Origin of the sequence: Pseudomonas poae (assembly GCF_001439785.1) — a bacterium.
GTDB lineage: Bacteria > Pseudomonadota > Gammaproteobacteria > Pseudomonadales > Pseudomonadaceae > Aquipseudomonas > Aquipseudomonas poae.
Window position 1 is genome coordinate 66,904 of record NZ_JYLI01000019.1, and the last position, 25,206, is coordinate 92,109.

The window sequence follows — 25,206 nt, forward strand, 5'->3', positions numbered from 1 at the left end:
TGCCAGTGGCACCTCAGGCAGTCAGCGATGCATGCCACTGTGCATAGGGCGTGTTGTCGACCTTGTGCCGGTTGAAGTCCGGCGCACCATCGTCCCACCACACCGGGCCGCGTTCGCCCAACGCGACCTTGGCCTTCTGCACGTTTGCCCTCGCAGCGGTCAACTCACCCGAATCACCCGAGGCCTTGGCGGCCCTCACGTCGCGGCGCGCGACCATCAATTGGTTGACCAGCGCCTGCCTGACGTCGTCAGGCAAGGACGGGTTACTGCACCGCCACAACGTGCCCTTGACCACGAAGTAGCGACCGTCCGGTGTGCCGGGATACGCACTCACGTCAAACCGATGCGCTTACGCATCTGCGCCGTGATGGTTTGCCGGGTTCCAGGCAGATCGGCCCACGGGTCGGCGTCCAGTTCGCCCAGGCGCTCATGCAGATTGCGCACAGTCCATTGGTTGGCGCCCTTGAGGTCTTTCAACTCCTCCTTGAAGATCGGCACTGACACCGGTAGCCCCTCGCGGCTGCGGGCTGCGTAGGCGCAGATGGTGGTGGCGCCCATGCCATTGCGCAGGTAGTCGATGAAAATTTTCCCCACCCTGTTTTTCGGCCCGGAAACCGCCGAAAACCGATCCGGCAGCAGGTTGGCGATGTGCTTGACCACGGCATGGCTGAAGCTTTTGACCGCATCCCAGTCGGCCTTCGGCGTCAGCGGCACGACGATGTGAATACCCTTGCCGCCGCTGGTTTTGAGAAAGGATTTGAGCCCCAGTTCGTCCAGTACCGTCAAGGTCAGCTGGGTAGCCTCGATCATGCTTTTCCAGGGCAACGCCGGGTCCGGGTCCAGGTCGAGAATGAAGCGATCGGGCTTTTGCAGGTTTTTGGACAGCGCATTCCAGGTGTGCAGCTCGATGCTGTTCATCTGCACCGCGCCCACCAGCGCCTCGATGTTGTTGATCAGCATCACCGGGTGGCCAGTCTCTTCCTTGCCAATGATCTCAATGCCGGGAATCGCCAGGTGTTCTGCGTTTTTCTGAAAAAACAGCTCGCCGCCAATGCCATCCGGCGCACGCACCAAGGCGACAGGTCGATTGAGCAACTGCGGCAGGATCCATTCGCTGATGCTGATGTAATAGTCCGCCAGGTCACGCTTGGTCGCGCCGCTGGCGGGGTCGATCACGCGCTGGGGATGGGTGAGCCTGAGCGTGGTCGAGCCCTTTTTGTCGGGTTCAGTCTGGGTCATCGCCTTGGTCTTCCTGGCGGTTTTGGGTTTGATGGCAGGGGCAGGGCGCTCCTCGATAATCGATTCGGCGGGTTTATCGTTACGCAGCCCGTGAAACACCGCCTGCCTGACGGCGCCGTCCTGAGTGATTTCGGCGAATGCGACTTCTGCCAGCAGTGCGGGTTTGAGCCAATGCACGCCCTTGGCCTCGAACCCCGTTGGCGGGTTGACCACCGCAGGTTTTTTGACTTCAAGCGGGGTCAATTGCGCAAAGATCGTCGCCAGTGTCGCCTGGGTGAAGCCGGTACCCACTTTGCCCGCGTAGCGCAGCTCACCGCTGTCGTCATCATGCAACCCCAGCAACAGCGCACCGAACTTGCTGCGCGAGCCCTTGGGTTCGGTATAGCCGATGATGACGAATTCCTGACGCCGCTTGCATTTGAGTTTGATCCAGTCGCCGCTGCGCCGTGACTGGTACGCACTGCCCACACGCTTGCCGATCAGACCTTCCATGTGCATGTCGCAGGCGCTGTTGAGCAGTGCCTCGGGCGTTTCGGCGAAGTCTGCCGAGTACTTGAGTACTTCGCTGTCGCTGCGCTCGAGCACCTTGGCCAGGGCGCCCCGGCGTTGCTCCACCGGCACGTCACGCAGGTCCATGCCGTTGAGAAAGGGCAGGTCGAACAGGTAGTAAACGATGTTGCCACTACGCGCCTGCTCGAACGCATTCTGCAAGGCCTGGAAATCCGGCACGCCGTGTTCGTTGGCCACCACCACTTCGCCATCGAGCCAGGCGGAGGTGAGGCCAAGGCTGGCAATCGCCTCGGCCTGGCGCGGCAGCTTATGCGTCCAGTCGTTGCCGTTTCGCGTAAACAATTGCACCTTGCCGTCCTCCACCCGAGCCAGGATACGGTAGCCGTCGAACTTGATTTCATAGCGCCATTCACCCTCCGGCGCAGAATCCACCAACGTGGCCAGCTCAGGCTTGAGGCTTTGCGGCAGCGCGGACGCAACGGCATTCTCCAGCTTCTTCGCGCGCGTGGGCGTGGCGCGCTTGACGGGGGCCTTGTCGACAGGTTTGGCCTGCGCCGCCCTGGTCTTTTTCGGCACGATGGTGCGCTCGCTCAGCACACTGTGGGGCTCGGCCTTCACCACGTCGTAATCGCTCTCGGCGCGGGCGAACTCGTCCTGATGCTTGATCAGAAACCATTGCTCCTGCTTGCCCGGCATATGCGTCTTGACCAGGTTCCACACGCCCCCGAGCTTTTCGCCCTGCAACTCGAATTTGAGGCGGCCTTTGGCATAGGCTTGCGCCGGGTCCGACAGCGGTTTCCATAGGCCGCGGTCCCAAACGATAACGTCGCCAGCGCCGTAATGACCCTCGGGTATGCTGCCTTCAAAGGTCGCGTAGTCCAGCGGATGATCTTCGACGTGCACGGCCAGGCGCTTGTTTTTTGGGTCCAGCGAGGGCCCCTTGGGCACCGCCCAGCTTTTGAGGGTGCCGTCGAGTTCCAGGCGAAAGTCGTAATGCAGACGGCTGGCGTCGTGCTTTTGAATGCAGAACTGCAGGGCGTTCGGCTTGGTACGTTTCTTGCCCTTGGACGCGCCGCCTGCGGGTTCGGAAGTCGCGTCGAAATCACGTTTGTGGTGGTACTCGTCCAGGGCCTTGTTCGCTTTTGGTGTCTTCTTTGCGCGTGTTTTGCGCGATGAAAGCTCGATCCAGGTGGGCGCATGATCACTGGCGTGCTCCTCGCCGCGCACCCAGGCGTCGACACCGGCGTTTTTGAGATGCGGGGCGAGTACCGGGTTAAGCAGAAGATGGTCGATACGCAGGCCGGAATTCTTCTGCCAGTGTTGCCGGAAATAATCCCAGAACGTATAGACCCGCTCCTCGGGATACAGGTGACGCACCGAGTCGACCCAACCCTGGTCCAGCAACCGTTGATAACACTCGCGGCTCTGCGGCTGAAGCAGCGCATCCTTGAGCCATGAGCGGGTGTTGTAGATGTCGAAGTCGGTGGGCACCACATTGAAATCTCCCGCCAGCACCACCGGGTGTTCGCTTGCTTGCAGCGTGCGTGCATGTTCGATCAGGTGTTCGAACCACTTGAGCTTGTAGTCGAACTTGGGCCCCGGCTGCGGGTTACCGTTGGGCAGGTACAGGCAACCGACCACCACCCCGTGCACGGCCGCTTCGAGGTAGCGCGACTGCGAATCGTCTTCCGCGCCGGGCAAGCCTTTGTGAATCAACAATGGTTCGGAGTCGCGGGCGAGAATTGCCACGCCATTCCAGGCCGCTTGCCCATGGTGCAGGCAACCGTAGCCGGCCGCCTCAAGCTCGGCAGCCGGGAAGGCTTTGTCCTGTGCCTTGAGCTCCTGCAGGCAGACAATGTCCGGCTGCTCTTTGTCCAGCCACTGCAACAGGTTGGGCAACCGCGCGCCGATGCCGTTGACGTTGAATGTGGCGATCTTGAGGTTCTGCATGGCCTCGATCCTTCAATGTTCTCGGTGCTTTCTTATCCGAGTCTCGAAGAACGGAGCGAGTTCTAAATTTGTTGCCTGGGCGCGGCGCCCGTATCCAGTTGAACTGCCAGAGGCTCAAGCTGCCGAAATGCAGACAACCCAGAGGACACCGCGATGACCGAAGAAAAGAAGAAGCAGCCGGAACAGGAACAGCAAACACCTGCGCATTCAACCGAGCAGGAGCGTGAGCGACTGAAGGACTTCAACAAGGACGGTATTCCGCCGGGGGCCTGCTGACGAGTTTTGACAGCCCCTGCGGACCTTTGCGGGGGCTATCACTGTTTTACTTGAAGGTGGTTATGGCAATACCCTCGGTGATCAACGCCCGTTGCACGGCCGGCCTCTCGATAATGGATTGAATGCGTTGAGTCCAGTGCGGGAAATGCAGGCTCATGTCTATATCGATCCACTTTCCCCACATCCAGAAAACCAGCAGCACTGGATGAACAATGTTGTAAGTCGCGCCATCAGCTCGCGCTGCAAGGCGCTGCTCGATAAACCGGTAGTTCTCCATGACATTGCTGCGGCCTTTTTCAATGACCTCAGGGAATAGACGTTCATCGTCGACAAATCGTTGCGGCCGCCACACCTGCCCATACGCAAGGCCGTGCACTGTCCCTGATAACCAGTTCAGCCACTCAAGGCATCGTGCCGACTCACCTGGCGTGTCCGGGATGAATCGCAGCGGTGAAGACTGGCTTGCCAGGTAGAACAAAATGGCGGGCAACTCGGTTAGCACGCCGGCTTGTTCGCCTATGAAGCCGTCCCGGCAGAGCAGAGCGGGCACACGACCTTTCGGGTTGATACTCAAGTATTGCGCAGTTTGTGTGCCGATGCCTTTCACTGCCGAGCGCAACTGCAGCTCGAACGGCACGCCCAGTTCCTCAAGAAGAATATGGGCCGCAAGTGAGCAGGCACCGGGTGAGTAATAAAGAAGGTACATACAGGCCTATTAAATGCTTGTGGGTGGCTTTTATTGATGCGGTCAATACCGTTCAGATTGTAATGAAACGACTCAGCCCCCGGTTGCTCCCCCCTGTGGTGAGCGGGCAAGCCCAATGCCGTTCAGTTAAGCGCAGATTCCCTGTGGCGAGCAGGCTTGTCCTGCGTTGGGCTGCGCAGCAGCCCCAAAACCAGGCGCTGAGCCGTGTCAGGTACACCGCGCTTTCCTTGATTGGGGGCGTCTCGCACCCCAACGCGGGGCAAGCCCGCTCGCCACAGATGTCCGACACCAAAGTCGACATCATCGTCACGTTTCTCGCAATAAACTCTATCAGCCCCACCCATCAAGGCGAGCGGGCGACGGCCGAAACTGAAGCGGCAATGTACGAGCGGCGCGCGGCGCAGCGGTTCAGCACGCAGTTCTGAACGCTACGAACCCGCATGCTGATCCCCCAAAGCAATCGTTAACTGGCAGAATCCCCTCCAACTTGATTGCCTTGGAGACCACCATGCTTCGTGCGTTTGAACGAAGACTCGACCCATTCCCCCCTGACGAAGTCCCCCCGCCACCGGAGGGCCTGGCGCGCTTTTTGTGGGCCTGCACCCGTGGGGCGCGGGGTTATATTCTGGCGTTTGCGCTGCTGAGCGCCGCGGTGTCGATCTACGAAGCCTGGCTGTTTTCCTTCCTGGGTCAGGTCGTTGATCTGCTGTCGACCTGGCAGGCCGGCGGTGATGCGGCCGCGCAGGAAAGCCGCGTGCTGTGGGGCATGAGCATCGTGATGGTGTTGAGTGTCGCCCTGGTGGCGCTGCGCACGATGGTTCAGCACCAGATATTGGCGATCAACCTGCCGTTGCGGCTACGTTGGGATTTCCATCGCTTGATGTTGCGGCAAAGCCTGTCGTTCTTTTCCGATGAGTTTTCCGGGCGGGTCACCACCAAGGTGATGCAGACGGCGCTGGCGGTGCGCGATGTGCTGTTCACGATGATCGAAATCCTGCCCGGCATCGGCGTGTATTTCATCGCGATCATCGCGCTGGCCGGCGGTTTTGCGCTCAAGCTGATGCTGCCTTTTGTTGCCTGGATCCTGTTGTTCGGCTTGGCCATGCGCTACTTCGTGCCCCGTCTGGGCAAAGTGGGGCAGGAGCAGGCCAACGCGCGCTCGTCGATGACCGGCCGTATTTCCGATGCCTACACCAACATCACCACCGTGAAACTGTTCTCGCATTCCAACCGCGAAGCGCACTTTGCGCGGGCGGCCATGGAAGATTTCAAGCAGACCGGTTTTCGCCAGATGCGCCTGGTCAGCCAGTTCGAAATCGTCAACCAGGCGCTGGTGGTGGCTTTGATCATGGCTGCCGGAGGCTATGCGCTGTGGCTCTGGCACCAGGGCGAAATCGGCGCAGGCGCCGTGGCCGCGATCACCGCCATGGCGTTGCGCATCAATGGCATGTCCCACTGGATCATGTGGCAGATGACTTCGCTGTTCGAGAGCATCGGCACTGTGCAGGACGGCATGGGCACCCTGACTCGCGGCGCCAAGGTGCAGGACGCTCCGGACGCGGGTGAGCTGGTCACCTCCGGCGGCGCCGTCACCTTCGACAACGTGTGTTTCAACTACAACGGCGAACGCCAGGTGCTCGATGGCCTGAGCCTGGACATTCGCCCGGGCGAAAAAATCGGCCTGGTCGGCCGCTCCGGCGCGGGTAAGTCCACGCTGATCAACCTGTTGCTGCGTTTCTATGACGTCGACAGCGGCGAGATCCGGATTGACGGGCAAAACATCGCGCAGGTGACCCAGGACAGCCTGCGCAGCGCCATCGGCATGGTCACCCAGGATACGTCGCTGTTGCACCGCTCCATTCGCGACAACATCGCCTACGGCCGTCCCGATGCGAGCAATGCGCAAATCCGCACGGCAGCGGTCAACGCCCAGGCCGATGAGTTCATCAGCCGCCTGAGTGACCGCCAGGGCCACACCGGCTACGACACCCTGGTGGGCGAGCGCGGCATCAAGTTGTCCGGCGGCCAGCGCCAGCGTGTCGCGATTGCCCGGGTGATGCTCAAGAACGCGCCGATCCTGCTGCTCGATGAGGCCACCAGCGCGCTGGACTCCGAAGTCGAAGTGGCGATCCAGGAAAGCCTCGACGAGATGATGCAGGGCAAGACCGTGATCGCGATCGCCCATCGGCTGTCGACGATTGCCGCCATGGATCGACTGATCGTCATGGATGACGGCCGCATTCTGGAGCAGGGCACCCACGCCGAACTGCTCGCGAAAAACGGCATCTATGCGCGGCTGTGGCACCACCAGAGTGGCGGGTTTCTGGGTGAGGATCGCGGCGTGGCGCAGGTGATGGACTAAAGCCGGGAAGGGCAAACCGACTCGCCGCGGGCGAGTCGGGATCACGCAATCGCGGGCACTTGAACGCCCTCAGTAAACCTGTGGAATGACGATGTCCGGCGGCGTGGGGCTGCGCAGGTAATCCTCTTGCCTGACACGCTCGGGCAGCTCGATCATCGGCACCTCGACTTCTTCGTAGGGCATTTGCTTGAGCAAATGATGGATGCAATTGAGCCTGGCTTTCTTCTTGTTGTCCGCCTGTACCACCCACCAGGGCGCTTCAGGGATATGGGTGCGTTCCAGCATGATTTCCTTCGCCTTGGTATAAGCCTCCCAGCGGCGGCGCGACTCCAGGTCCATGGGGCTCAGTTTCCATTGTTTGAGCGGATCGTGAATGCGGCTGAGAAAGCGCAGGTGCTGTTCCTGATCGGAAATCGAAAACCAGTATTTGATCAACTGGATACCGGAGCGCGCGAGCATGCGTTCGAACTCCGGCACGGTGCGAAAGAACTCTTCGTACTGCGCCTCGTTGCAAAACCCCATCACCTGTTCGACGCCGGCGCGGTTGTACCAGCTGCGGTCGAACAGCACGATTTCGCCCGCCGCCGGCAGGTGTGACACATAGCGCTGGAAGTACCACTGCGTGCGTTCGCGATCGTTCGGCGCGGGCAGGGCTGCGACCCGGCACACCCTGGGGTTGAGCCGCTGAGTGATGCGCTTGATGACGCCGCCCTTGCCGGCGGCGTCGCGGCCTTCGAACAGGATCACCACTTTGGCCCCGGTCTTGACCACCCAGCTTTGCAGCTTCACCAGTTCGCCCTGCAGGCGGAACAGTTCGCTGAAATAAACCCTGCGCTCGGTTTTCTCGGGGCTTTCCTCGATGTGTTCGTCCAGCAGTGCATTGAGGTCATGGCCGTCTTCGGTCAATTCCAGTTCCAGCTCTTCGTCACTGTGATCGAGCAGTTCACGGCGGATGCGCTGGATCAGGGCGTCGTCTGTTGCAGGCATGGGAGACACTCGCGTGGTGAGGATGATCGAGTGTTAGTCGCATCTTGTTACGAAGTAATGACATGAAAATAAGCGTTTGACGCCGTAAAACGGGACAAAACCGCGCCTGCCATTCATTTTTCATAAAAACGTAACAAAGCTGCTGCAAAGTCCCGGGAGCCCGAAAAACAACACGGAGTTCCTTGAATGAAAAGCTTGATGAAGTCAGCTGCACTCGCCGTCGCGGTCTCGCTAAGTGCCACTTCGGTGTTTGCTGCCGAAAGCATCCGCCTGACCGGTTCCGGCGCCAGTTTCCCGGCCCCGATCTACCTCACCTGGTTCAAGGATTTCAGCAAAAAAAGCGCGGGCGTGACGGTGGACTACCAGTCCAAGGGGAGCGGGGCGGGCGTACAGGATTTCCTCAACAAGACCGTGGACTTCGCCGCCAGTGACTCGGCCATGAAAGACGAAGACATCGCCAAGGTCGCCGAAGGGGTGCAATTGCTGCCGATGACCGCCGGCGAAATCGTGCTGGCCTACAACCTGCCGGGCAACCCCAAAGGGCTGAAGCTGCCGCGCGATGTGTACTCCGACATCTTCCTGGGCAAGATCACCAAGTGGAACGACCCCAAGATCGTTGCCGCCAACCCGGACCTGAAACTCAGCGATACGCCGATCACCGTGGTGGTGCGTGCGGACTCCAGCGGCACCACCGCCGTGTTTACCAAGCACCTGGCGGCCATTAACCCTGCGTTCAAGGACGCGCTGGGTGAAGGCAACACCGTCAACTGGCCGGCCACCGACAAGTTCATCAAGTCGCCCAAGAACGATGGCGTGACCGCCACCGTACGCCAGACCCCGGGTGCGATTGGCTACATCGAATACGGCTTCGCCAAACTGGCCAAGGTTGACTTCGCCCAGTTGCAGAACAAGGCCGGCCAGTACGTGGTGCCGAATGCCGAAAGCGGTGCAGAAGCCCTGGCGGCGGTAAAAATGCCGGAAAGCCTGGTGGCCTGGCTGCCGGACCCGGACGGTGCCAAGTCCTATCCGATCACGTCCTACACCTGGATGATCTTCCGCAAGGACAACGGCAACCCGGCCAAGGCCAAGGCCATGCGTGAAATGGTCGAGTACAGCCTCACCGAAGGTCAGAAAATCGCTGACTCGATGGGCTACATCCCGCTGCCGGCTTCGGTGGTCGAACAGGTTCGCAAAGCGTCGGCCAACATCCAGTAAGGCTTGCCAGCTCACTCCCGGCGCAGGCGCTCAGCCACGCCGGGAGCGCGTCCTCCCTGTTGCGGAATCAACCCATGAACTCACCTTTTGTCGTACCGGTTAACCCGGACTCTGCGTGTCAGCCACCATCCACCAAGGATTTCGTGGTTGACCGCACCTTCCGTGCGCTTGCACGCATCGGCGTAGTGCTGGTGCTGGCGCTGGTGTTCGCGCTGGTGTTCGAAGTAGGGCGCAAGGCGCTCCCCGGCATGGAAAAGCACGGTTTTGACGTGCTGCTGGGCAGCGTCTGGGATGTCAATCAGGGCAAATACGGCATTCTGCCAGCGATCTGGGGCACGCTGTACAGCGCCTTCATCGCGTTACTGATCGCCGGCGTGTTCGGCGTCAGCATGGCCATTTTTCTTACCCAGGATTTCCTCCCGGCCAAGCTGGCTGCGGTGTTTCGTACCATCGTCGAACTGCTCGCCGCCATTCCCAGCGTGGTGTATGGCCTGTGGGGAATCTACGTGGTCATCCCCGCCATCCGGCCGCTGACTGCATGGCTGAACACGGAGCTTGGCTGGATTCCTTTTTTTGGCACGTCCTTGAGCGGCCCGGGCCTGCTCCCGGCCGCGCTGGTACTGGCCATCATGATCCTGCCGACCATTGCCGCCGTGTCCCAGGACGCGCTCACCGCCGTGCCGATGAAAACCAAGCAGGCGGCCTATGGCATGGGCACCACGCACTGGGAAGCGATTCTCAAGGTGATGGTGCCGTCGGCGGCCACCGGTATTTTCGGCTCCCTGGTGCTGGGTCTCGGTCGCGCCCTGGGTGAAACCATGGCGCTGGCGATGCTGGTGGGTAACGCGAACAACATTTCCCTGTCGCTGTTCGCCCCGGCCAATACCCTGGCGGCCTTGCTGGCGCTGAACTTTCCTGAAGCCGGGCCGAACGAGATCGAGGTGTTGATGTATGCAGCACTGGTGCTGATGTTCATCACACTGCTGGTCAACGTGGCAGGTTCGATGCTCATGCTTTATGCCCAGCGGGGGACCAAGCAATGACCAACCTCACTCTGCCCGACGCCGCGCTGCCCAGCCTGCAACGCCGCTTCGAAGGTCGCGCCCTGCGCAGCCTGGTGCTGACCACGCTGGTCTGGCTGGGCGCGCTGCTGGCCAGCGTGCCGCTGATTTCCGTGCTGTATATGCTGATCACCCGGGGCGGCGCGCGCCTGAGCCTTGAACTCTTCACCGAGCTGCCACCCACCGGTTTCGAGACCGGCGGCGGTTTCGGCAACGCCATGGCCGGCACCCTGGTGATGGTCGGTATCGCGGCGGCCATCGCCGTGCCGGTCGGCATCCTTGCGGCGGTGTTCCTTGCCGAGCTGGGGCCGGACAGCAAGCTGGCGAGCGCGGCGCGCTTTGCCGCAAAAATGCTCACCGGCCTGCCGTCGATCCTGGCCGGGGTGTTTGCCTACGCCCTGGTGGTGATGACCACCGGCACCTACTCGGCCCCGGCCGGTGGCGTGGCGCTGGCGGTGCTGATGCTGCCGATCGTGGTACTCACGGCCGAAGAGTCGATGAGAATGGTGCCCAAGATCATGAAGGACGCCGCGTACGGCATGGGATGCACCCGTTCCCAGGTGATCTGGAAAATCGTCTTGCCCACCGGCATGCCGGCGATCCTTACCGGCGTGATGCTGGCCGTGGCGCGCGCGGCGGGCGAAACCGCGCCGCTGCTGTTTACCGCGCTGTTCAGCAACTACTGGATCTACCACGACGGCAACCTGGCCGTCATGAACCCGACAGCCTCGTTGGCCGTGCTGATCTACAACTTCTCCGGCATGCCCTTTGACAACCAGCTCGAACTCGCCTGGGCGGCCTCGCTGGTGCTGGTGATGATCGTGCTGGTTGTGAATGTCGTGAGCCGTATTTTCGGCAAACCCAAGTACTAAGAGCGGGAGCATCTGAATTTTGAACGTATCAACTGCGCAAATTGCTGCTCCGTTTGTGACCGACTCGCCTGTGGTCATGGACTGCAAGCTGGACAAGATTTTCTACGGCAACTTCATGGCCGTGCGTGACAGCCATGTGCCGATCGAAAAAAACAAGATCACTGGCTTCATCGGGCCGTCGGGCTGCGGCAAAAGCACCGTGCTGCGCAGCCTCAACCGCATGAATGACCTGGTCAAGGGCTTCCGTTTCGAGGGCCATGTGCATTTTCTTGGCCAGGACGTGTACGGCAAGGGCGTCGACCCGGTGGTGGTGCGTCGTTACATCGGCATGGTGTTCCAGCAGCCGAACCCGTTCTCGATGAGCATCTTCGACAACGTGGCCTTTGGCCTGCGTCTGAACCGCTACAAGGGCGACCTGGGCGACCGTGTGAAACACGCACTGCAGGGCGCGGCGCTGTGGGACGAGGTCAAGGACAAGCTCAAGGTCAGCGGCCTGTCGCTCTCCGGCGGCCAGCAGCAACGGCTGTGCATCGCGCGCGCCATCGCCACCGAACCTGAAGTGCTGCTGCTGGACGAGCCGTGCTCGGCGCTCGACCCGATTGCCACGCGCCGGGTCGAAGAGCTGATGGTGGAATTGAAGAAGGACTACACCATCGCGCTGGTCACCCACAACATGCAGCAGGCAATCCGCGTGGCGGATACCACCGCGTTTTTCTCGGTGGATATTTCCCAGGGCACACGCACCGGCTATCTGGTGGAGATGGGCGCCACCGCGCAGATCTTCGGCAAACCCCGCGAGCAAATGACCGAAGACTACATCAGCGGCAAGTTCAGCTGAGCATCACCGCCCCATCAACACCGCATACCTGCAAACGCCAAAGGGAATTGGCGGGCATCCGGTAGATTTTCTTACCTCGCGTTTTCAAGGAGTTTCAATGTTTGCAACGCATCGCCTGGACCTGCCGGCCATTGAGCGCGCACTGCGTGAAGTGCAGGATCGCTTCGCCGAACTGAGCCGGCACTTCACCGAGCCGCGCGATCCGCTGACCGACGAAGTGCTGCACAATGTGCTTGAAGGCTATGCGTTGATTGACGACTATGTCGCACGCGGCGTCGACCTGTTCGATCTGCATCAACTGAACCTGATGCTGGAGATCAACGCCGTGGTGCTGTGCGGCAAGGACCCGGCGCGCCGGCTGGAATACGCGCAGCACCTGGCGGCCACCGAGGAACACTTCTTCAACAACGTTGAAGGCGGGATCAAGGACCTGTTCAACTGGTATTGTGCGTATCGCAGCGAATCGGTGTGGAAGCGCGCGGCCGGTGTCTATGTACGCATTCTCAGCAAGCCGCAGCTGTTCATTGAAGGCAACAACCGCAGCGGTTCGCTGATTGTCAGCTATTTGCTCATGCGCGCAGGTTTACCGCCCTTCGTGCTGACGCTGGAGAACGCCGAGGGCTATTTCAACCCGTCCTCGGTGATCCGCAACTCTGCAAAACATGGAGTCAAGGCGTTGTACGAATTGCCCAAGATCAAGAAAAAATACGCGGCCTTTCTGGAACATCAGGCACCCGACCCAGGCAAGTTTTTCCTGGGCGACCGCCCCCGGCCGCTGCATCAGGGAGGCCATTGATGCGCGCCTTTCCACGCATGCGTATTTCCTTCGATATTGACGACACCCTGGCCTGCCAGGCGCATCACTGCGCGGTGGAAAGCAGTCGGCTGCCGGCCTGCGTGCATCGCTGGCTGGGCGAGCCGCTGCGCGTGGGCACGCGCGCGCTGATCCGCGAGTTGCGTCGCCAGGGTTGCAGCGTGTGGGTCTACACATCGTCCGGCCGCACGCCGTCCTACATCCGCCGCTGGCTGTTGCTGTATGGCATCCATGTCGACGGTGTGGTCAACAGTGTGCTGCACAACCGTGCCCTGACGGTGCATGGGCTGTCGAATGCCCCGTCGAAGTACCCGCCGGCCTTCGACATTGACCTGCACGTCGATGATTCCGACGGGGTGCGGATTGAAGGTGAGGATCACGGCTTCCGCGTGGTGGTGGTTGACCCGCAGGATGCACGCTGGACACACAAGGTCTTGCATGCCGCTGCCCTGGTGCAGGGGCAGCTCGTCTGGCAGCAGTTGATCAGACGCCCGCAGGCAGCCCGCCAGCGCATCCGCTCACTTGTATAAAATCGCCTGATGAATGTCCTGCAGCGCCATGATGCGCTGGGCGGCATTGAGCTTGATCGCCTCCTTGGGCATGCCGAATACCACGCAGCTGGCCTCGTCCTGAGCCACCGTGGCGGCACCGGCGTCGAGCATTTCCTTGAGGCCGCGCGCGCCGTCGTCGCCCATGCCGGTCATGATGATGCCGGTGGCGTTCTTGCCGGCAAACCGCGCCACGGAGCGAAACAGCACATCCACTGACGGGCGATGGCGGTTCACCAGTGGGCCTTCGATCACCTGCGCGTGATAGTAGGCGCCGCTGCGGGTCACCATCAGGTGCTTGCCACCGGGGGCGATCAGCGCCAGGCCCGGCAGAATGCGGTCATTGTTGCGCGCCTCGCGCACTTCGATCTGGCACACACTGTTCAGGCGTTCGGCAAAGGACGCGGTGAATTTTTCCGGCATGTGCTGCACGATCACCATCCCCGGGCACACCCTCGGCAGCGCCGTCAGCACAGCCTCCAGCGCCTGGGTGCCGCCGGTTGAGGTGCCGATGGCGACGATGCGTTCGGTGGTCTGGGCCATGGCATGGCCGTTGGCGGCGGGCAAAATCGCGTCGGCGCTGAGCTTGCCGGCAGGAGCGGGCGCGGGGGGCGGCCTGACGGCGCGTTTGCCGAGGTTCTTGACGTTGGAGTTGGCCGCCGCGCGGATCGCCGCCACCAGTTCGGCCGCCGAGTCGATCAGGAAGTTCTTCAGCCCGGTGGTGGGCTTGGTGATGATTTCCACGGCGCCGGCCGACAGCGCCTGCAGCGAGGTTTCCGCGCCTTTCTGGGTCAGCGAGGAGCAGATCACCACCGGCGTCGGGCGCTCGCTCATGATTTTGCGCAGAAACGTGATGCCGTCCATGCGCGGCATCTCCACATCCAGCACGATCACGTCGGGCCATTCGCGGGCGAGCTTGTCCATGGCGAAAATCGGGTCGGACGCCGCACCCATCACATGAATGTCCGGCGTGTCGTTGAGGATCGCCAGCAGCACCTGGCGCACCACGGCCGAGTCATCGACCAGCAGCACGCTGATTTTTTTAATAGGCATTTATTGGAGTGTTCCCATTGGTTGATGCCGGACCCAGACGTTGCCGTTCCACAGGTCGAACACAATCGTGCGATAGCCGGTGCTGCCCATGTCCTGCGCGGTCAGGTGCAGATGATGACGCTCGGTCAGGGCCAGCGCCGCGCGGATATTCAGGCTCGCCACGTCCTGGGCCGGCAGGCGGCGCGGCTGTTCGGGGAACATCTCGCCACCGCCGAACAGTTTGACCTGATAGTCATGCGCCCGCGTGCCGTTAGCGTGGGCGTGACGCAGCAGCAGCTCAAGTGCTTCATCGCCGTATTTGCCATCCAGCGGCTGGCCCTTGCGCAAGCGTGCCGGCAACATGAAATGGCACATGCCGCCGATGCGCCGTTGCGGGTGCCAGAAGGTGAATGCCACGCAGGAGCCGAGCAGGGTGCGCAGGCGCGTGGGCCGCGTCGCAAAGCTCACCTGGCCTGGCGCCAATACCACTTCGTGGGCATCGATGGGCTTTTTCATGGCTTGCGGTAAATCGACGGGGCCACCAGCTTCAACGTGTCATTGACGCCGTTGAGGCTTTCCGAGTGGCTGATGATGAAATGACCGCCGGGCCTGAGCAGCGGCAGCAGGCGTGCGACCACCTGGCTCTTGGTCTGCTGATCGAAATAGATCATTACGTTGCGCAGAAAGATCACGTCAAACTCACCCAGGCCGGGCAGCGGCTCGTTGAGGTTGACCTGCACGAAATTGACCCGGCTGCGCAGGCTCTTGTCGATCAGGAACGTGCCCTCCTGGCGCCCGATGCCCTTGAGGCAGTATTTGCTCAACAGCGGCTGGGGCAGGGTGCCAGCGCGCTCCATGGCGTAATGCCCGCTGCGTGCCTTGGCCAGCACCTGGGTGCTGATGTCCGAGCCGATCACTTCCCACGGGGTAGTGCCCAGGCCTTCGGCCAGGGTCATCGCCAGGCTGTAGGGTTCTTCGCCGGAGGAACTGGCCGCGCTCCACACGCGAAACAGCTTGCCCGGCGGCGCCTTGGGCAGCACCTGCTGACGCAGGAAGTCGAAATGCTTGGGCTCGCGAAAAAAATAGGTTTCGTTGGTGGTCAGCAAATCCAGCGCGACCTGCAGTTCGCCCTTGCGCTGGTCGCTCATGATCAGCTTGAAGTACTCCCCATAGCTCTCCAACTCGTAGTGCTTGAGGCGTTTGAACAGGCGTCCGGCCACCAGCGCCTTTTTTGCCGGCGACAGGTTGATGCCGGCCGCGCGGTACAGCCAGGACTGGAACTGACCGAACTCGCGGTCATCAAGTGATGAAGTATCTGCCATGACCGGGCCTCACCGCGCATCGGCATCGAGCGCCGGCATCTGGCCGGCCTCGGCGAGGCTGGACATCTCATCGATGGACAGCACCTTGTCCACCTCCAGCACGATCACGAACTTGCCTTCCACCTTGGCCATGCCGCTGATGAAATCGGCGCGAATCCGCGCGCCGAAGCTGGGCGGCGGCTCGATCTGTGCCGCCGGGATTTCCTGCACCGCCGACACGGTGTCCACCAGCAGCCCGATGTCCTGGGGCTGACCATCGTCGGCGCGGGCTTCGATGATGACCACGCAGGAGCGCCGGGTAATGGCCGAGTTCTGCCGGCCAAAGCGTGCCGACAGGTCCACCACCGGCACCACGGCGCCGCGCAGGTTGATCACGCCACGCACGAAGGCGGGCATCATCGGCACTACCGTCAGGCTGCCGTATTCGATGATTTCCTTGATGCCCAGAATGCCGATGGCGAACATCTCGCCGCCGAGCATGAAGGTCAGGTATTGCGCATCCTCGTCGGCCATAACGGCGGTGTGACGGGAAGGGGTAACTGCGCCCATGTGATTCTCCCTGTGAGCCCGTAGCGTCGCGTGCGATCAGAAACGGGTGAATTCCGATTCGTCCGGAGCGCTGGCCATGTTGTAGGCAAATGCCTTGCGCGGCGCCGGTGCAGCCGGGCGTGGCGGCTGGCGGTTGGGCTTGTTGCCGGTGTCCACCGCGCTGCTTTGCACGGTGGCCGTGGGAGATGCATCAAGCACGAAAAAGCTCATGGCCTGTTGCAGCTGTTCAGCCTGGCTGCTCATTTCTTCGGCGGTGGCGGCCAGTTCCTCGCTGCTCGAGGCGTTCTGCTGCGTCACCTGGTTGAGTTGGGTCATCGCCGTGTTGATCTGCGCGACGCCGGCGGCTTGCTCCTCGGAGGCGGCGCTGATTTCCTGCACCAGGTCGGAGGTTTTGTTGATCGACGGCACCATTTCGCCGAGCAGCTTGCCGGCGGTCTCGGCCATTTCCACGCTGCTGGACGACAACTCGCCGATTTCCTGCGCGGCCACCTGGCTGCGTTCAGCCAGCTTGCGCACCTCGGCGGCCACCACCGCGAAGCCCTTGCCATGCTCGCCGGCCCGGGCCGCCTCGATGGCCGCGTTAAGGGCCAGCAAGTTGGTCTGGTAGGCGATGTCATCGATGATGCTGATGCGTTGGGCGATTTTCTTCATCGCCACCACGGTCTGCTGCACCGATTCGCCGCCTTCGGTGGCTTCCTTGGCGGCTTTGCTGGCCATGCCATCGGTGACCTTGGCGTTCTCGGTGTTCTGGTTGATGCTGGCGCTCATCTGTTCCACCGACGCGCTGGTTTCCTCGACGCTGGCGGCCTGCTCGCTGGTGGCCTGGCTCATCGATTGCGCGGTGGCGCTGACCTGTTCCGACGCGCTGGCCAAGTTATCGGCGGCGTTGCGCACTTCGCCGATGATGTGCGCCAGTTTGCCGACCATGTTGCGCATGGCATTGAGCACCATGCCGGTTTCGTCCTTGGCGCCGCTGTCGATGTGGGCGTTGAGGTTGCCCTCGGCCAGTTGTTCGGCGGCGGCGGCGGCCTGGCGCAGCGGGCGCGAGATGATCCGGGCGATAAACAGCGCGAGGCACAGGCCGATCAGCAGCGCCGCGACCAATGCAGCAATGATCGATAGGCGCGCGTTTTCATACAACGCCGTGCCTTTGTCACCCGCGACCTTGGCGCCGGTGTCATTGAGCTCGACCATTTTTTGCAGGTTGGTGACTGCCTCTTCAAAGCGCAGCTTGGATTCGCCCTTGAGCATTGCCCGCGCTGCGGTCTCCTGGTTCTGTCGGGACAGCTCCAGCAATTGCTTGCTGCTGGCCAGGTAAGCATCCCAGCTGGTGTTCACGCTGTTGAAAAACTGACGATCCTCATCGCTGATGATCAGTTTTTCGTAGGTGTCCATACGGGTTTCGAGTTGCTGGTTCGCTTCGGCGGCCTCTCGCTCCATCTGTGCCTTTTCCTCGACGGTCTCGGCGCTGAGATGGCGGTATTCCTTCAAGCGATAATTGGCGGCATAAAAACGCATGCCGGCCGCTGCGCGCACCGATGGCAACCAGTTGCTCTTGATGTCCTGAGCGGCCTGATTGACGGCACCCAGCTGCATGATGGCGAAAACGCCCATGCCCGCCGTCAGCGCGAGGACCACCAGAAACGAGCTGATCAGCTTGGTGGAAATTTTAAGATCGTAGAACCATTTCATCGGGGAACCTCCATGGAATTGCAGATACATCAGCGAACGACGACCGAGGGCGACTGAGGCGCCTGGGCCGTACGGGCTTCCAGTTGTACGATTTGGCTGAGCAGGGCGGGCACGTCCAGAATCAACGCGACGGCACCGCTGCCCAGGATGGTTGAGCCGCTGATGCCGCGCAGTGCGCCAAACAGCTTGCCCAGGGGTTTGATCACGGTCTGGAACTCGCCGAGCAGGTCATCCACCACCAGCCCGGCCTTGTGCTCGGCGTAACGCACCACCACCACATTCTGGCGCCGCGCCGGCGGGCCTTCGTGGCTGAAGTGCTCACGCAGGTCCACCAGCGGCAACACCTCGCCACGCAGGTCCAGATAACCCTGGTCGCGGCTTGACTGGCGCTGGGGTTCGTCCAGCTCGATGCACTCCTGCACCATGTCCAGCGGAATCACGTAGGTGGACTGATCGATCCCGACCAGAAAACCGTTGATGATCGCCAGGGTCAGCGGCAGGCGAATGCGCACCACCGTGCCCTGGCCGGGGCGGCTGTCCAGATCGACGGTGCCGCGCAGCAACGTGATGTTGCGCTTGACCACGTCCATGCCGACGCCGCGCCCGGACAGGTTGGTGACCGCCTCGGCGGTGGAAAAGCCGGGCTCGAAGATCAGGTTGTAAATTTCCTGATCGGTGAGCTGCGCACCCGTGGCGACCAGCCCGCGCTCCTGGGCTTTTGCGAGGATGCGCTCGCGGTTGAGCCCTGCGCCGTCGTCGGCGATTTCGATGACGATGCTGCCGGAGTCGTGGTAGGCATTCAGGCTCAGGTGGCCCTTGCTCGGTTTGCCCGCCTCGCGCCGCGCCGTGGCATTTTCGATGCCGTGGTCCATGGCATTGCGCAGCAGGTGCATCAGCGGGTCGCCGATCTTTTCCACCACCGTTTTGTCGAGCTCGGTTTCCGCACCACTGATGAGCAGGTCGATGTCCTTGCCCAGTTCCTGGCTGACGTCGCGCACCACGCGGCGAAAGCGGTTGAAGGTATCGCCAATGGGGATCATGCGCAGGTGCAGGGCGCCATCGAGGATCTCTTCCACCAGCCCGGACACGGTGGAGGTGGCCTCCTGCAGCGGGTCGTTGGTGCACGAGCGCGCCAGCAGGCTGGCACCGGCGCTGGCAATCACCAGTTCGCCAACCAGGTTGATCAGTTCGTCGAGTTTGTCGGCGTTGACCCTTACGTAGTTGCCATCGCGGGGTTTTGCCTCGCTGTTCGTCGCCACGCGCTGAGGCGCCGGCGCAAGCTGCTCGGGTTGCGCGACCAGCTCGGTGCCGCCGGGCGCGGTCTCGAATGGTGTGTCGTCGACGGCGCTGATGTGCACCTCACAGTCGTCGCGCACGAAGTCGAAGACTTCATTGAGCGTGGCGTGGCTGGCCGCCGAGCGCAGGTCGATCTCAAAACCCAGGTAGCAGCTTTCGGCATCCCAACTGTCCAGGGCAGGGAGGCGATCGGTCAGGGTGGTGACCTGCAGGATCCGGCCCAGGGTGTCGAGGTAGCGCAGAAAGGACAGCGGGTCCATGCCGTTGCGGAACACGTCCACGCCAAATCGCAGGGATAGGTGCCACAGCACGTCGCCTTGGGTGTCGTTGACCACGGAAGTCATCGGCACGCCGGCCACCGCATGGTCCGCGCCCTGATAGGCACTCAGCGCCTGGCGCAGCGCCGCTTCGCGTTCCAGCGCCGGCGTTTGCAGTGCTTCACCTCGGCTGGCCACCACGTCGATCAATTCGAGCATGTGATCGCCGGACTTGAGCAGCACCGCGATCAGCGTGGCGTCCACCGCCACACTGGCATCGCGCAGGCGGTCGAGCACGTCTTCGACGATATGGGTGAAGCTCACGATCGGCTCCAGGCCGAACAGGCCGGCCGAACCCTTGATCGTGTGTGCGGCGCGGAACACCGCGCCGATGGCATTCTGATCGCCAGGCTCGCTTTCCAGTTGCAGCAGGGATTGCTCCATGGCCTGCAACAGTTCGCGTGCCTCGACGATGAACGTCTGTTGTGCCTGATCGAGATTGATACTCACCTGGACACTCCTTGTCGCGTATTGAACGGGGCGGCGGGCGCTAGAAAGCGACGCCACCGCACAAGGTGAAGGTTTGCTCGACCACCGGGCTCTGGCCGACCAGGCTCAGGGCCGTGCCGCGGTGGTCGGCTTCGCGGTGAAGCACCGCGAGCAATTGCAGGCCGGCGCCGTCCATTTCGGTGACCTGGGACAGGTCGAGCGCCAGGCGCGGTGCCGTGCCCAGTTGCGGCAGCAGCGCGGCGGCCAGCTCGGCCACGGTGTAGATCGTCAGTTCACCGTCGATGCCCACGCACGGGGTGCCGTCGACGGTTTCGCAGGTAATCGGCATGGCAAGGCCCTCCATGGTCAGGTGGTCAGGGCAGGATCAGTTTGGACACCGCTGCCAGCATCTGCGCGGGCTGGAACGGCTTGACCACCCAGGCTTTGGCACCCGCCGCCTGGCCTTCGGCCTTTTTCGATTCCTGGGACTCGGTGGTCAGCATGATGATCGGTGTGAACTTGTAGCTGGCCAGCTTCTTGACCTCCTTGACGAAGGTGATGCCATCCATGTTCGGCATGTTCACGTCACTGATGATCAAGTGGACCTTCTGCCCGGTGAGCTTGCCCAGCGCATCCCGGCCATCGCAGGCCTCGATCACGTCGTAACCGGCGCTTTTCAAGGCGATGCCGACCACTTGCCGCACGCTGCTGGAGTCGTCGACCACTAATACATTCTTTGCCATGGTGTGCTCCTTAAAAGAAGGTGATGTCTTGAGAATTCTGTGACGCGGCCGCTTCACCATGGTGGGTGCGGCGTTGTTCGTCGGTGGCGTAGGTGGCCTCCATGCTCGCCAGCCATTGGCGCGCATCCACGGCCAGCGCCTGTTCCGGCGCCTGGCTGGCCTGCAGCAGGTGTTCGTGCAGGGCGTGCATGTTGTCGCGCACGTGGCTGAGTATCTGGCTGACCCGGTCCTGGAACTGCAGGTTGACCAGCACTTCGGTCATCTCGTCGCGAATGCCGTAGCTTTCCTGCTTGAGCAGGTCGGCGGAGTCGGTCAGGCGACCGGTGATGTTCTGGAAGCGTTCGAGCACCTGCTGGATGCTCTGCTCGGATGCGGCGACGGAGTGGCTGTCCTGGTCGGCACTGCTGGAGGCCGCCTGCACCAGTTGGGTAATGGCGTTGTTAATGATGTCGACCTTGGCCGACATCTGCTGGCCGGTCTCGCTGGATTTGCTCGACAGACTGCGCACCGCATCGGCCACCACCGCAAAGCCGCGACCGGCTTCTCCGGCCCGCGCGGCTTCAATGGCGGCGTTGAGCGCCAGCAGGTTGGTCTGCGCGGCAATGGCCGCGACATCGGCGGCCATGGTGCGCAGCTCGCCGGTATAGGCAGTGAGGCTGCGCACCTGGGTAAGCGTCTGGTCACGGCTGGTTTGGGTGGCCTTGAGCGAATCGATCACTTGGCTCAGCTCGCTGTCGCTGCTGGCCAGCACCTTGAGCGCACCGTCGGCGGCGTGCCCATCCAGCTCGCCAGCGGCTTGCTGCGAGGCTTGCACGGTGTCCTGCAAACGCGCGGAAATCCCGGTGAACCGATTGGCCAGGCTCACAATCGCGTCTTCGGTCTGCTGCCGCGAGCTCTCCACCTGCTTGGCCCAGATCGGCATGGCGCCGAGCAGGACTTCATCGAGCTGGGCGCGCGAATCCAGACCCTGCAGGCCGGTTTGTGCGGTTGAATCTTCTGCCAGCGCGACGGCGCGCTGCACCGCCCCGCGCTGGGCACGTGCGCTCCAGGCACAGGCAGCGAGGCCGAGCAACACCAATAAGGCGCATGCCGCAAGGTTTGCCGGGGTGGTGGACTGCGAAAGTATCCAGATGACAGCGGGGATAACCGGGATGAAAGCGAACCAACGAAAACGCGGATGACCGGAAAGGGCAGTACGGATGGGTTGACTCGGGGTCATGAGTTCGGTCCTTGAACGTTGTTGCGGATGTAAACGACATAGGGGTTATCTGCGCGGTGCGTCACAACTTTAGACATCCGCGTGTGCCTTCCGTCTGGTTTATGACTGTCGTGTGACCGGTCAGTGTCAAACCCTCACTGTGGCGAGCCCTAATGCGTCCAGTCATGCACAGATTCCCCGTGGCGAGCAGGCTTGCCCTGCGTTGGGCTGCGCAGCAGCCCCAAAACCAGGCGCTGAGCCGCATCAGTTACACCGCGTTTGCTGGATTGGGGGCGCTTCGCACCCCAACGCGGGGCAAGCCCGCTCGCCACAAGAAGCCTGCTCGCTACAACAAGTCAGCTTGCCGCAAATAAACGCTGTTGCTGCGCGCTGCATTCGATTGATACTTCTGCCTTATTCAAGTGTCCATTTGAATGTGCCGCACCATTATTCACTCTCCAGGAAATACCCATGTCCAAGCTCGCCGAATTCCGTCAACTCGAAAAACATCTCGCTGAACAACTTCAAGCGCTGGAGAACTTAAAAGGCGATGCCGGCCTTAAGAAAGAAATTGAATTCGAAACCAAACTTCGCGATTTGCTCGCCAAGTACAGCTATAGCCTCAAGGATGTGATCAACCTGCTGGATCCGCAAAGCAGCCGACGTGCTCCGGTGGCTGCGCCCAAGGCCGGCACGCGCAAAGCCCGCCAAGTGAAGGTCTACAAGAACCCGCACACAGGGGAGACGATTGAAACCAAGGGTGGCAATCACAAAGGCTTGAAAGAATGGAAAGCTGAACATGGCGCCGACACTGTCGAGTCATGGCTGAGCAAGTAAGACTCATGTGTGCAAAGGGGCCTTCAACGGCCCCTTTTTTTGGCTTCAATTTTTATTACGTCGGCAGCGCTCCGAGCAATAACGCACGTCGTTCCAGCAACGTGCCCACTTTTTTCGCCATGTAAAGGGAAGGCCGCAAGTCAGGCAGGTTTTGACGGGGAGCTCGCTTTTCTTCATGGGGTTTTACCTACGTTTATCCGTCCATCTTTGATTAATGGGTCCAAGGGTACAGCAACGCTTTTCGACGACTGACACGTCTGGATCAAGGGTTCTGGCGATGTCAGGGTTGTCACGTGCGGTTTTGGCGTCTACTCTGGAAATGTATGAATTGTTACAAACAATTTCGGAGGCGCCCGTTTTTGCGGCGCGATACTTCAGGACGAGGAACGAAAGATGTTTTCACATGAAGGTCCCGCGATAGAGCTGTTGCTGTTTATTTTTGGTGTGGCCGGTCTGGTGCTGGTCGCGTGGTTTATCCACCATCAATACGAGCGAAAGAACGGGAAAGGCGTTAAAAAACAACAAAACCGCAGCGAGGGTCGCTCAACGTAGGTGTCTGGCAGCCTTTGCCGCCGAGCCAGTCGCGTGCGACTGGCTCTCAGGTAAATCCATGGAACAAATTTGTACATTTAATTGACGCCACTATATTGCCACCCTAAGATCGCCGCCCATTGATGGCATAGAGCCATGTAGAGGGACCTAGCGATGTGGCGTCTGTTACGCCGGACCGGGCTCAGCCTGCTGTCCGTTTTCTTCTGGCTCACTGCAGCCGCAGCCCCGCAGGACACGCCCGGTGTCACCGACCTGATTCGTGACCGCCAGGACCGTCTGCTCGAAGAACAGCAACGACGCCTCGAAGACCTCAAGGACCTGCCTGGTAAATCCGCAGCGTCCGGCACGCCGACAACCCCTGTCGACAGCCGTTGCTTCCCGATCAAAACCATCGAACTGACCGGCGCCGACGCGTTGTCCGAAGGCGAGCGCGCTGAGTTGATCAAACCTTACATCGGCCAATGCCTGGGCGTGCCGCAACTGAACGCGGTGCTCAAGGTCATTACCGACCGCTACCTCGCCAAGGGCCTGGTCACCAGCCGCGCCTATCTGCCGCAACAAGATCTTTCCAGCGGCCACCTCAAGCTACAGGTGGTCGAAGGCAGGCTTGAAGGCATGAAAGGCGCTGAGGGCAGTGGCATCACCGACCGTCAACTGGCGATGAGCTTCCCCGGCAAGCCAGGCCAATTGCTCAACCTGCGGGAAATCGAGCAGATGGTCGACCAGTTGAACCGCCTGCCGTCCAACCAGGCGCAGATGGAACTGGCACCGGGCAAGACCGTGGGCGGCAGCGAAGTGTTGGTCAAGAACACCCCGCAAAAGCCCTGGCGCGTCGGGCTGTCGCGCCACAACGGCGGCCAGCGCAGCACCGGCGAACAGCAGTGGGGCGCCAACCTGGATTGGGATAACCCGCTGGGTCTGGCCGATCAATTATCGTTGCGCGGCGGCCATGATGCGGTCAGCGATCACCAGCGCACCTCGCGCAACTCGATGCTCAACTACAGCCTGCCGTTCGGCTGGTGGAACCTCACCTACAGCTACTCCGACAGCGAGTACCGCTCCCGGGCCCAGGCCAACGGTTTCAACTTCAAGCAGACCGGCGACAGCCAGAACCACCAATTGCGCCTGGAGCGCGTTATCCACCGTGACGCCCTGAGCAAAACCTCACTCAGCACCGGCGTGGCTTACCTGCGCACCAACAACTTCATCGAAGACAGCAAGCTGGCCCTGAGCAGCAACCGTCTGAGCGAAGCGCAGTTCGGCATCAACCATGGACGGCGCATCGGCGGCTCGTTTCTCAACATCGACCTGGGCATGCAGGACGGCATCGGCGCCTTCGACGCCCAGGCCAACCACAACCCACGGGCGGGTCAGGCTGATGCGCGCTACCGCAAATACACCGCGACGGTGAGTTACCTGTACCCGTTCAAGCTGTGGGGTGAGGCCTTCAGTTTCAGCAGCCTGATGACCGGCCAGCACAGCGAAGACGTGCTCTTCAGCCCACAGCGCCTGAGCCTGGGCGGGCAATCGTCGGTGCGCGGCTACCGCGACCAGATGCTGTCCGGCGACAGCGGCGGCTACTGGCGCAACGACCTGCGCTGGAGCCGCCCGGTGACCTGGGCCTGGCTGCAACCGCTGTTCAGCGAGTACGGCACCAGCCTGGGTTACGACCAGGGCGTGATCAGCCGCGACCGCTTCAACGGCGACCAGCACGGGCGCATGAGCAGCAATTCCCTTGATCTGTTTGCACGCGGCAAGAACGTCGCGGCCAGCGTGACCCTTGCACACTCTTTGGAACGACCCGGCGTGATCACCGAACGTGAAGCGCCGATTTACTTCCGCCTGGATTTTTTCCTTTAAC

Annotated in this window: 26 protein-coding genes; 12 read left to right on the plus strand and 14 right to left on the minus strand. The window is 61.5% G+C overall.

Translation table 11 applies throughout. The features are described 5' to 3' along the window. Positions 1-13: 13 nt before the first annotated feature. Both TU75_RS20525 and ligD read right to left on the minus strand, forming a co-directional pair. On the minus strand, positions 14-334 hold the full coding sequence (locus TU75_RS20525; protein WP_060549934.1) for a hypothetical protein: 321 nt from the start codon (positions 332-334) through the stop codon (positions 14-16). Beyond that, the gene (ligD, locus tag TU75_RS20530) at positions 331-3,699 is read right to left on the minus strand and encodes a DNA ligase D (RefSeq protein WP_060549935.1); all 3,369 of its coding nucleotides are present in this window, start codon (positions 3,697-3,699) and stop codon (positions 331-333) included. Before ligD ends, TU75_RS20525 begins: the two co-directional genes overlap by 4 nt. A gap of 153 nt (positions 3,700-3,852) precedes the next feature. On the opposite strand from ligD, the gene TU75_RS28340 reads away from it, so the two are divergent. Further along, complete coding sequence (locus TU75_RS28340) at positions 3,853-3,975, plus strand: hypothetical protein (RefSeq protein WP_003230191.1); 123 nt, start codon at positions 3,853-3,855, stop codon at positions 3,973-3,975. Positions 3,976-4,021: 46 nt separating this feature from the next. Here the strand turns inward: TU75_RS28340 and TU75_RS20535 are convergent, their stop codons facing one another. Continuing rightward, positions 4,022-4,681 carry a glutathione S-transferase family protein gene (locus tag TU75_RS20535; RefSeq protein WP_041931465.1) on the minus strand — a complete coding sequence of 220 codons (660 nt, stop codon included), beginning with the start codon at positions 4,679-4,681 and terminating at the stop codon, positions 4,022-4,024. A gap of 278 nt (positions 4,682-4,959) precedes the next feature. On the opposite strand from TU75_RS20535, the gene TU75_RS27450 reads away from it, so the two are divergent. Together TU75_RS27450 and TU75_RS20545 are read left to right on the plus strand one after the other, a co-directional pair. Next, positions 4,960-5,106, plus strand: coding sequence for a hypothetical protein (locus TU75_RS27450; RefSeq protein ID WP_156422790.1), 147 nt, complete (start codon positions 4,960-4,962; stop codon positions 5,104-5,106). Between the two features lie 83 nt (positions 5,107-5,189). Beyond that, positions 5,190-7,043 carry an ABC transporter ATP-binding protein gene (locus TU75_RS20545; protein WP_060549937.1) on the plus strand — a complete coding sequence of 618 codons (1,854 nt, stop codon included), beginning with the start codon at positions 5,190-5,192 and terminating at the stop codon, positions 7,041-7,043. Between the two features lie 69 nt (positions 7,044-7,112). On the opposite strand, the gene ppk2 is transcribed toward TU75_RS20545, so the two are convergent. Further along, positions 7,113-8,030 (minus strand): polyphosphate kinase 2, encoded by a 918-nt coding sequence (gene ppk2 / locus TU75_RS20550; RefSeq protein WP_003230195.1) that lies wholly within the window; start codon positions 8,028-8,030, stop codon positions 7,113-7,115. A gap of 186 nt (positions 8,031-8,216) precedes the next feature. Here ppk2 and pstS point away from each other — a divergent pair, with 186 nt between their 5' ends. From pstS to TU75_RS20580, 6 genes are all read left to right on the plus strand, one after another. Further along, positions 8,217-9,245 carry a phosphate ABC transporter substrate-binding protein PstS gene (gene pstS, locus TU75_RS20555; RefSeq protein ID WP_003230196.1) on the plus strand — a complete coding sequence of 343 codons (1,029 nt, stop codon included), beginning with the start codon at positions 8,217-8,219 and terminating at the stop codon, positions 9,243-9,245. A gap of 74 nt (positions 9,246-9,319) precedes the next feature. Then, positions 9,320-10,288, plus strand: a complete 969-nt coding sequence (pstC, locus tag TU75_RS20560) for a phosphate ABC transporter permease subunit PstC (RefSeq protein WP_003230197.1) — start codon at positions 9,320-9,322, stop codon at positions 10,286-10,288. Beyond that, a complete protein-coding gene (gene pstA, locus TU75_RS20565) occupies positions 10,285-11,178 on the plus strand; it encodes a phosphate ABC transporter permease PstA (RefSeq protein WP_003230198.1) in 894 nt (297 codons plus the stop codon). Before pstC ends, pstA begins: the two co-directional genes overlap by 4 nt. A gap of 76 nt (positions 11,179-11,254) precedes the next feature. Next, positions 11,255-12,016, plus strand: a complete 762-nt coding sequence (gene pstB, locus TU75_RS20570) for a phosphate ABC transporter ATP-binding protein PstB (RefSeq protein WP_049818560.1) — start codon at positions 11,255-11,257, stop codon at positions 12,014-12,016. Between the two features lie 97 nt (positions 12,017-12,113). Further along, positions 12,114-12,812 carry a hypothetical protein gene (locus TU75_RS20575; protein ID WP_003230201.1) on the plus strand — a complete coding sequence of 233 codons (699 nt, stop codon included), beginning with the start codon at positions 12,114-12,116 and terminating at the stop codon, positions 12,810-12,812. Beyond that, positions 12,812-13,360 (plus strand): hypothetical protein, encoded by a 549-nt coding sequence (locus tag TU75_RS20580; RefSeq protein ID WP_060549938.1) that lies wholly within the window; start codon positions 12,812-12,814, stop codon positions 13,358-13,360. Before TU75_RS20575 ends, TU75_RS20580 begins: the two co-directional genes overlap by 1 nt. Here the strand turns inward: TU75_RS20580 and TU75_RS20585 are convergent. Genes TU75_RS20585 through TU75_RS20625 form a run of 9 tightly spaced genes read right to left on the minus strand, consistent with a single transcriptional unit; the run spans position 13,349 to position 21,977 of the window. After that, positions 13,349-14,431: a protein-glutamate methylesterase/protein-glutamine glutaminase gene (locus tag TU75_RS20585; protein WP_015372012.1), complete on the minus strand. Its 1,083-nt coding sequence runs from the start codon at positions 14,429-14,431 to the stop codon at positions 13,349-13,351. The two genes, TU75_RS20580 and TU75_RS20585, sit on opposite strands and share 12 nt — an antisense overlap. Beyond that, positions 14,432-14,926, minus strand: a complete 495-nt coding sequence (gene cheD, locus TU75_RS20590; protein ID WP_015372013.1) for a chemoreceptor glutamine deamidase CheD — start codon at positions 14,924-14,926, stop codon at positions 14,432-14,434. Beyond that, a complete protein-coding gene (locus TU75_RS20595; protein WP_003230208.1) occupies positions 14,923-15,732 on the minus strand; it encodes a CheR family methyltransferase in 810 nt (269 codons plus the stop codon). The genes cheD and TU75_RS20595 overlap by 4 nt, the downstream gene beginning before the upstream one ends. Positions 15,733-15,741: 9 nt before the next feature. Further along, complete coding sequence (locus tag TU75_RS20600) at positions 15,742-16,281, minus strand: chemotaxis protein CheW (RefSeq protein ID WP_015372014.1); 540 nt, start codon at positions 16,279-16,281, stop codon at positions 15,742-15,744. Between the two features lie 36 nt (positions 16,282-16,317). Next, positions 16,318-17,973 carry a methyl-accepting chemotaxis protein gene (locus TU75_RS20605; RefSeq protein ID WP_060549939.1) on the minus strand — a complete coding sequence of 552 codons (1,656 nt, stop codon included), beginning with the start codon at positions 17,971-17,973 and terminating at the stop codon, positions 16,318-16,320. A 29-nt stretch (positions 17,974-18,002) separates the two neighbouring features. Beyond that, positions 18,003-20,036, minus strand: coding sequence for a chemotaxis protein CheA (locus TU75_RS20610; protein ID WP_060549940.1), 2,034 nt, complete (start codon positions 20,034-20,036; stop codon positions 18,003-18,005). Positions 20,037-20,076: 40 nt separating this feature from the next. Further along, a complete protein-coding gene (locus TU75_RS20615) occupies positions 20,077-20,364 on the minus strand; it encodes an STAS domain-containing protein (protein WP_003230216.1) in 288 nt (95 codons plus the stop codon). Positions 20,365-20,389: 25 nt separating this feature from the next. Next, positions 20,390-20,758, minus strand: a complete 369-nt coding sequence (locus TU75_RS20620) for a response regulator (protein ID WP_003230217.1) — start codon at positions 20,756-20,758, stop codon at positions 20,390-20,392. A 10-nt stretch (positions 20,759-20,768) separates the two neighbouring features. Beyond that, on the minus strand, positions 20,769-21,977 hold the full coding sequence (locus TU75_RS20625; RefSeq protein ID WP_060549941.1) for a methyl-accepting chemotaxis protein: 1,209 nt from the start codon (positions 21,975-21,977) through the stop codon (positions 20,769-20,771). A 450-nt stretch (positions 21,978-22,427) separates the two neighbouring features. Between TU75_RS20625 and TU75_RS20630 the strand changes: the two genes are divergently transcribed. Beyond that, positions 22,428-22,793: a histone-like nucleoid-structuring protein, MvaT/MvaU family gene (locus tag TU75_RS20630; RefSeq protein WP_003230219.1), complete on the plus strand. Its 366-nt coding sequence runs from the start codon at positions 22,428-22,430 to the stop codon at positions 22,791-22,793. A 45-nt stretch (positions 22,794-22,838) separates the two neighbouring features. Here TU75_RS20630 and TU75_RS26885 read toward each other — a convergent pair whose 3' ends face one another. Next, the gene (locus TU75_RS26885; RefSeq protein ID WP_003230793.1) at positions 22,839-22,970 is read right to left on the minus strand and encodes a DUF2256 domain-containing protein; all 132 of its coding nucleotides are present in this window, start codon (positions 22,968-22,970) and stop codon (positions 22,839-22,841) included. A gap of 216 nt (positions 22,971-23,186) precedes the next feature. Here TU75_RS26885 and TU75_RS27715 point away from each other — a divergent pair, with 216 nt between their 5' ends. Together TU75_RS27715 and TU75_RS20635 are read left to right on the plus strand one after the other, a co-directional pair. Next, positions 23,187-23,345, plus strand: a complete 159-nt coding sequence (locus tag TU75_RS27715) for a hypothetical protein (protein WP_003230791.1) — start codon at positions 23,187-23,189, stop codon at positions 23,343-23,345. Positions 23,346-23,498: 153 nt separating this feature from the next. Then, entirely contained in the window at positions 23,499-25,205 is a 1,707-nt protein-coding gene (locus TU75_RS20635; protein ID WP_060549942.1) for a ShlB/FhaC/HecB family hemolysin secretion/activation protein, read from the plus strand. Position 25,206 lies beyond the last annotated feature (1 nt).

What these genes read in the sequence shown, in the direction of transcription:
- TU75_RS20535 (WP_041931465.1), bottom strand. Translation starts at nt 4,681, where the DNA reads ATGTACCTTCTTTATTACTCACCCGGTGCCTGCTCACTTGCGGCCCAT.
- TU75_RS27450 (WP_156422790.1), top strand. Translation starts at nt 4,960, where the DNA reads ATGTCCGACACCAAAGTCGACATCATCGTCACGTTTCTCGCAATAAAC.
- TU75_RS20615 (WP_003230216.1), bottom strand. Translation starts at nt 20,364, where the DNA reads ATGCCGATTACCTGCGAAACCGTCGACGGCACCCCGTGCGTGGGCATC.
- pstA (WP_003230198.1), top strand. Translation starts at nt 10,285, where the DNA reads ATGACCAACCTCACTCTGCCCGACGCCGCGCTGCCCAGCCTGCAACGC.
- TU75_RS20625 (WP_060549941.1), bottom strand. Translation starts at nt 21,977, where the DNA reads ATGACCCCGAGTCAACCCATCCGTACTGCCCTTTCCGGTCATCCGCGT.
- pstC (WP_003230197.1), top strand. Translation starts at nt 9,320, where the DNA reads ATGAACTCACCTTTTGTCGTACCGGTTAACCCGGACTCTGCGTGTCAG.
- TU75_RS20605 (WP_060549939.1), bottom strand. Translation starts at nt 17,973, where the DNA reads ATGAAATGGTTCTACGATCTTAAAATTTCCACCAAGCTGATCAGCTCG.
- TU75_RS20595 (WP_003230208.1), bottom strand. Translation starts at nt 15,732, where the DNA reads ATGGCAGATACTTCATCACTTGATGACCGCGAGTTCGGTCAGTTCCAG.
- ligD (WP_060549935.1), bottom strand. Translation starts at nt 3,699, where the DNA reads ATGCAGAACCTCAAGATCGCCACATTCAACGTCAACGGCATCGGCGCG.
- TU75_RS26885 (WP_003230793.1), bottom strand. Translation starts at nt 22,970, where the DNA reads ATGAAGAAAAGCGAGCTCCCCGTCAAAACCTGCCTGACTTGCGGCCTT.
- TU75_RS20575 (WP_003230201.1), top strand. Translation starts at nt 12,114, where the DNA reads ATGTTTGCAACGCATCGCCTGGACCTGCCGGCCATTGAGCGCGCACTG.
- TU75_RS20600 (WP_015372014.1), bottom strand. Translation starts at nt 16,281, where the DNA reads ATGGGCGCAGTTACCCCTTCCCGTCACACCGCCGTTATGGCCGACGAG.
- TU75_RS20630 (WP_003230219.1), top strand. Translation starts at nt 22,428, where the DNA reads ATGTCCAAGCTCGCCGAATTCCGTCAACTCGAAAAACATCTCGCTGAA.
- TU75_RS20585 (WP_015372012.1), bottom strand. Translation starts at nt 14,431, where the DNA reads ATGCCTATTAAAAAAATCAGCGTGCTGCTGGTCGATGACTCGGCCGTG.
- TU75_RS20635 (WP_060549942.1), top strand. Translation starts at nt 23,499, where the DNA reads ATGTGGCGTCTGTTACGCCGGACCGGGCTCAGCCTGCTGTCCGTTTTC.
- TU75_RS27715 (WP_003230791.1), top strand. Translation starts at nt 23,187, where the DNA reads ATGTTTTCACATGAAGGTCCCGCGATAGAGCTGTTGCTGTTTATTTTT.
- cheD (WP_015372013.1), bottom strand. Translation starts at nt 14,926, where the DNA reads ATGAAAAAGCCCATCGATGCCCACGAAGTGGTATTGGCGCCAGGCCAG.
- pstS (WP_003230196.1), top strand. Translation starts at nt 8,217, where the DNA reads ATGAAAAGCTTGATGAAGTCAGCTGCACTCGCCGTCGCGGTCTCGCTA.
- pstB (WP_049818560.1), top strand. Translation starts at nt 11,255, where the DNA reads ATGGACTGCAAGCTGGACAAGATTTTCTACGGCAACTTCATGGCCGTG.
- ppk2 (WP_003230195.1), bottom strand. Translation starts at nt 8,030, where the DNA reads ATGCCTGCAACAGACGACGCCCTGATCCAGCGCATCCGCCGTGAACTG.
- TU75_RS20580 (WP_060549938.1), top strand. Translation starts at nt 12,812, where the DNA reads ATGCGCGCCTTTCCACGCATGCGTATTTCCTTCGATATTGACGACACC.
- TU75_RS20545 (WP_060549937.1), top strand. Translation starts at nt 5,190, where the DNA reads ATGCTTCGTGCGTTTGAACGAAGACTCGACCCATTCCCCCCTGACGAA.
- TU75_RS28340 (WP_003230191.1), top strand. Translation starts at nt 3,853, where the DNA reads ATGACCGAAGAAAAGAAGAAGCAGCCGGAACAGGAACAGCAAACACCT.
- TU75_RS20620 (WP_003230217.1), bottom strand. Translation starts at nt 20,758, where the DNA reads ATGGCAAAGAATGTATTAGTGGTCGACGACTCCAGCAGCGTGCGGCAA.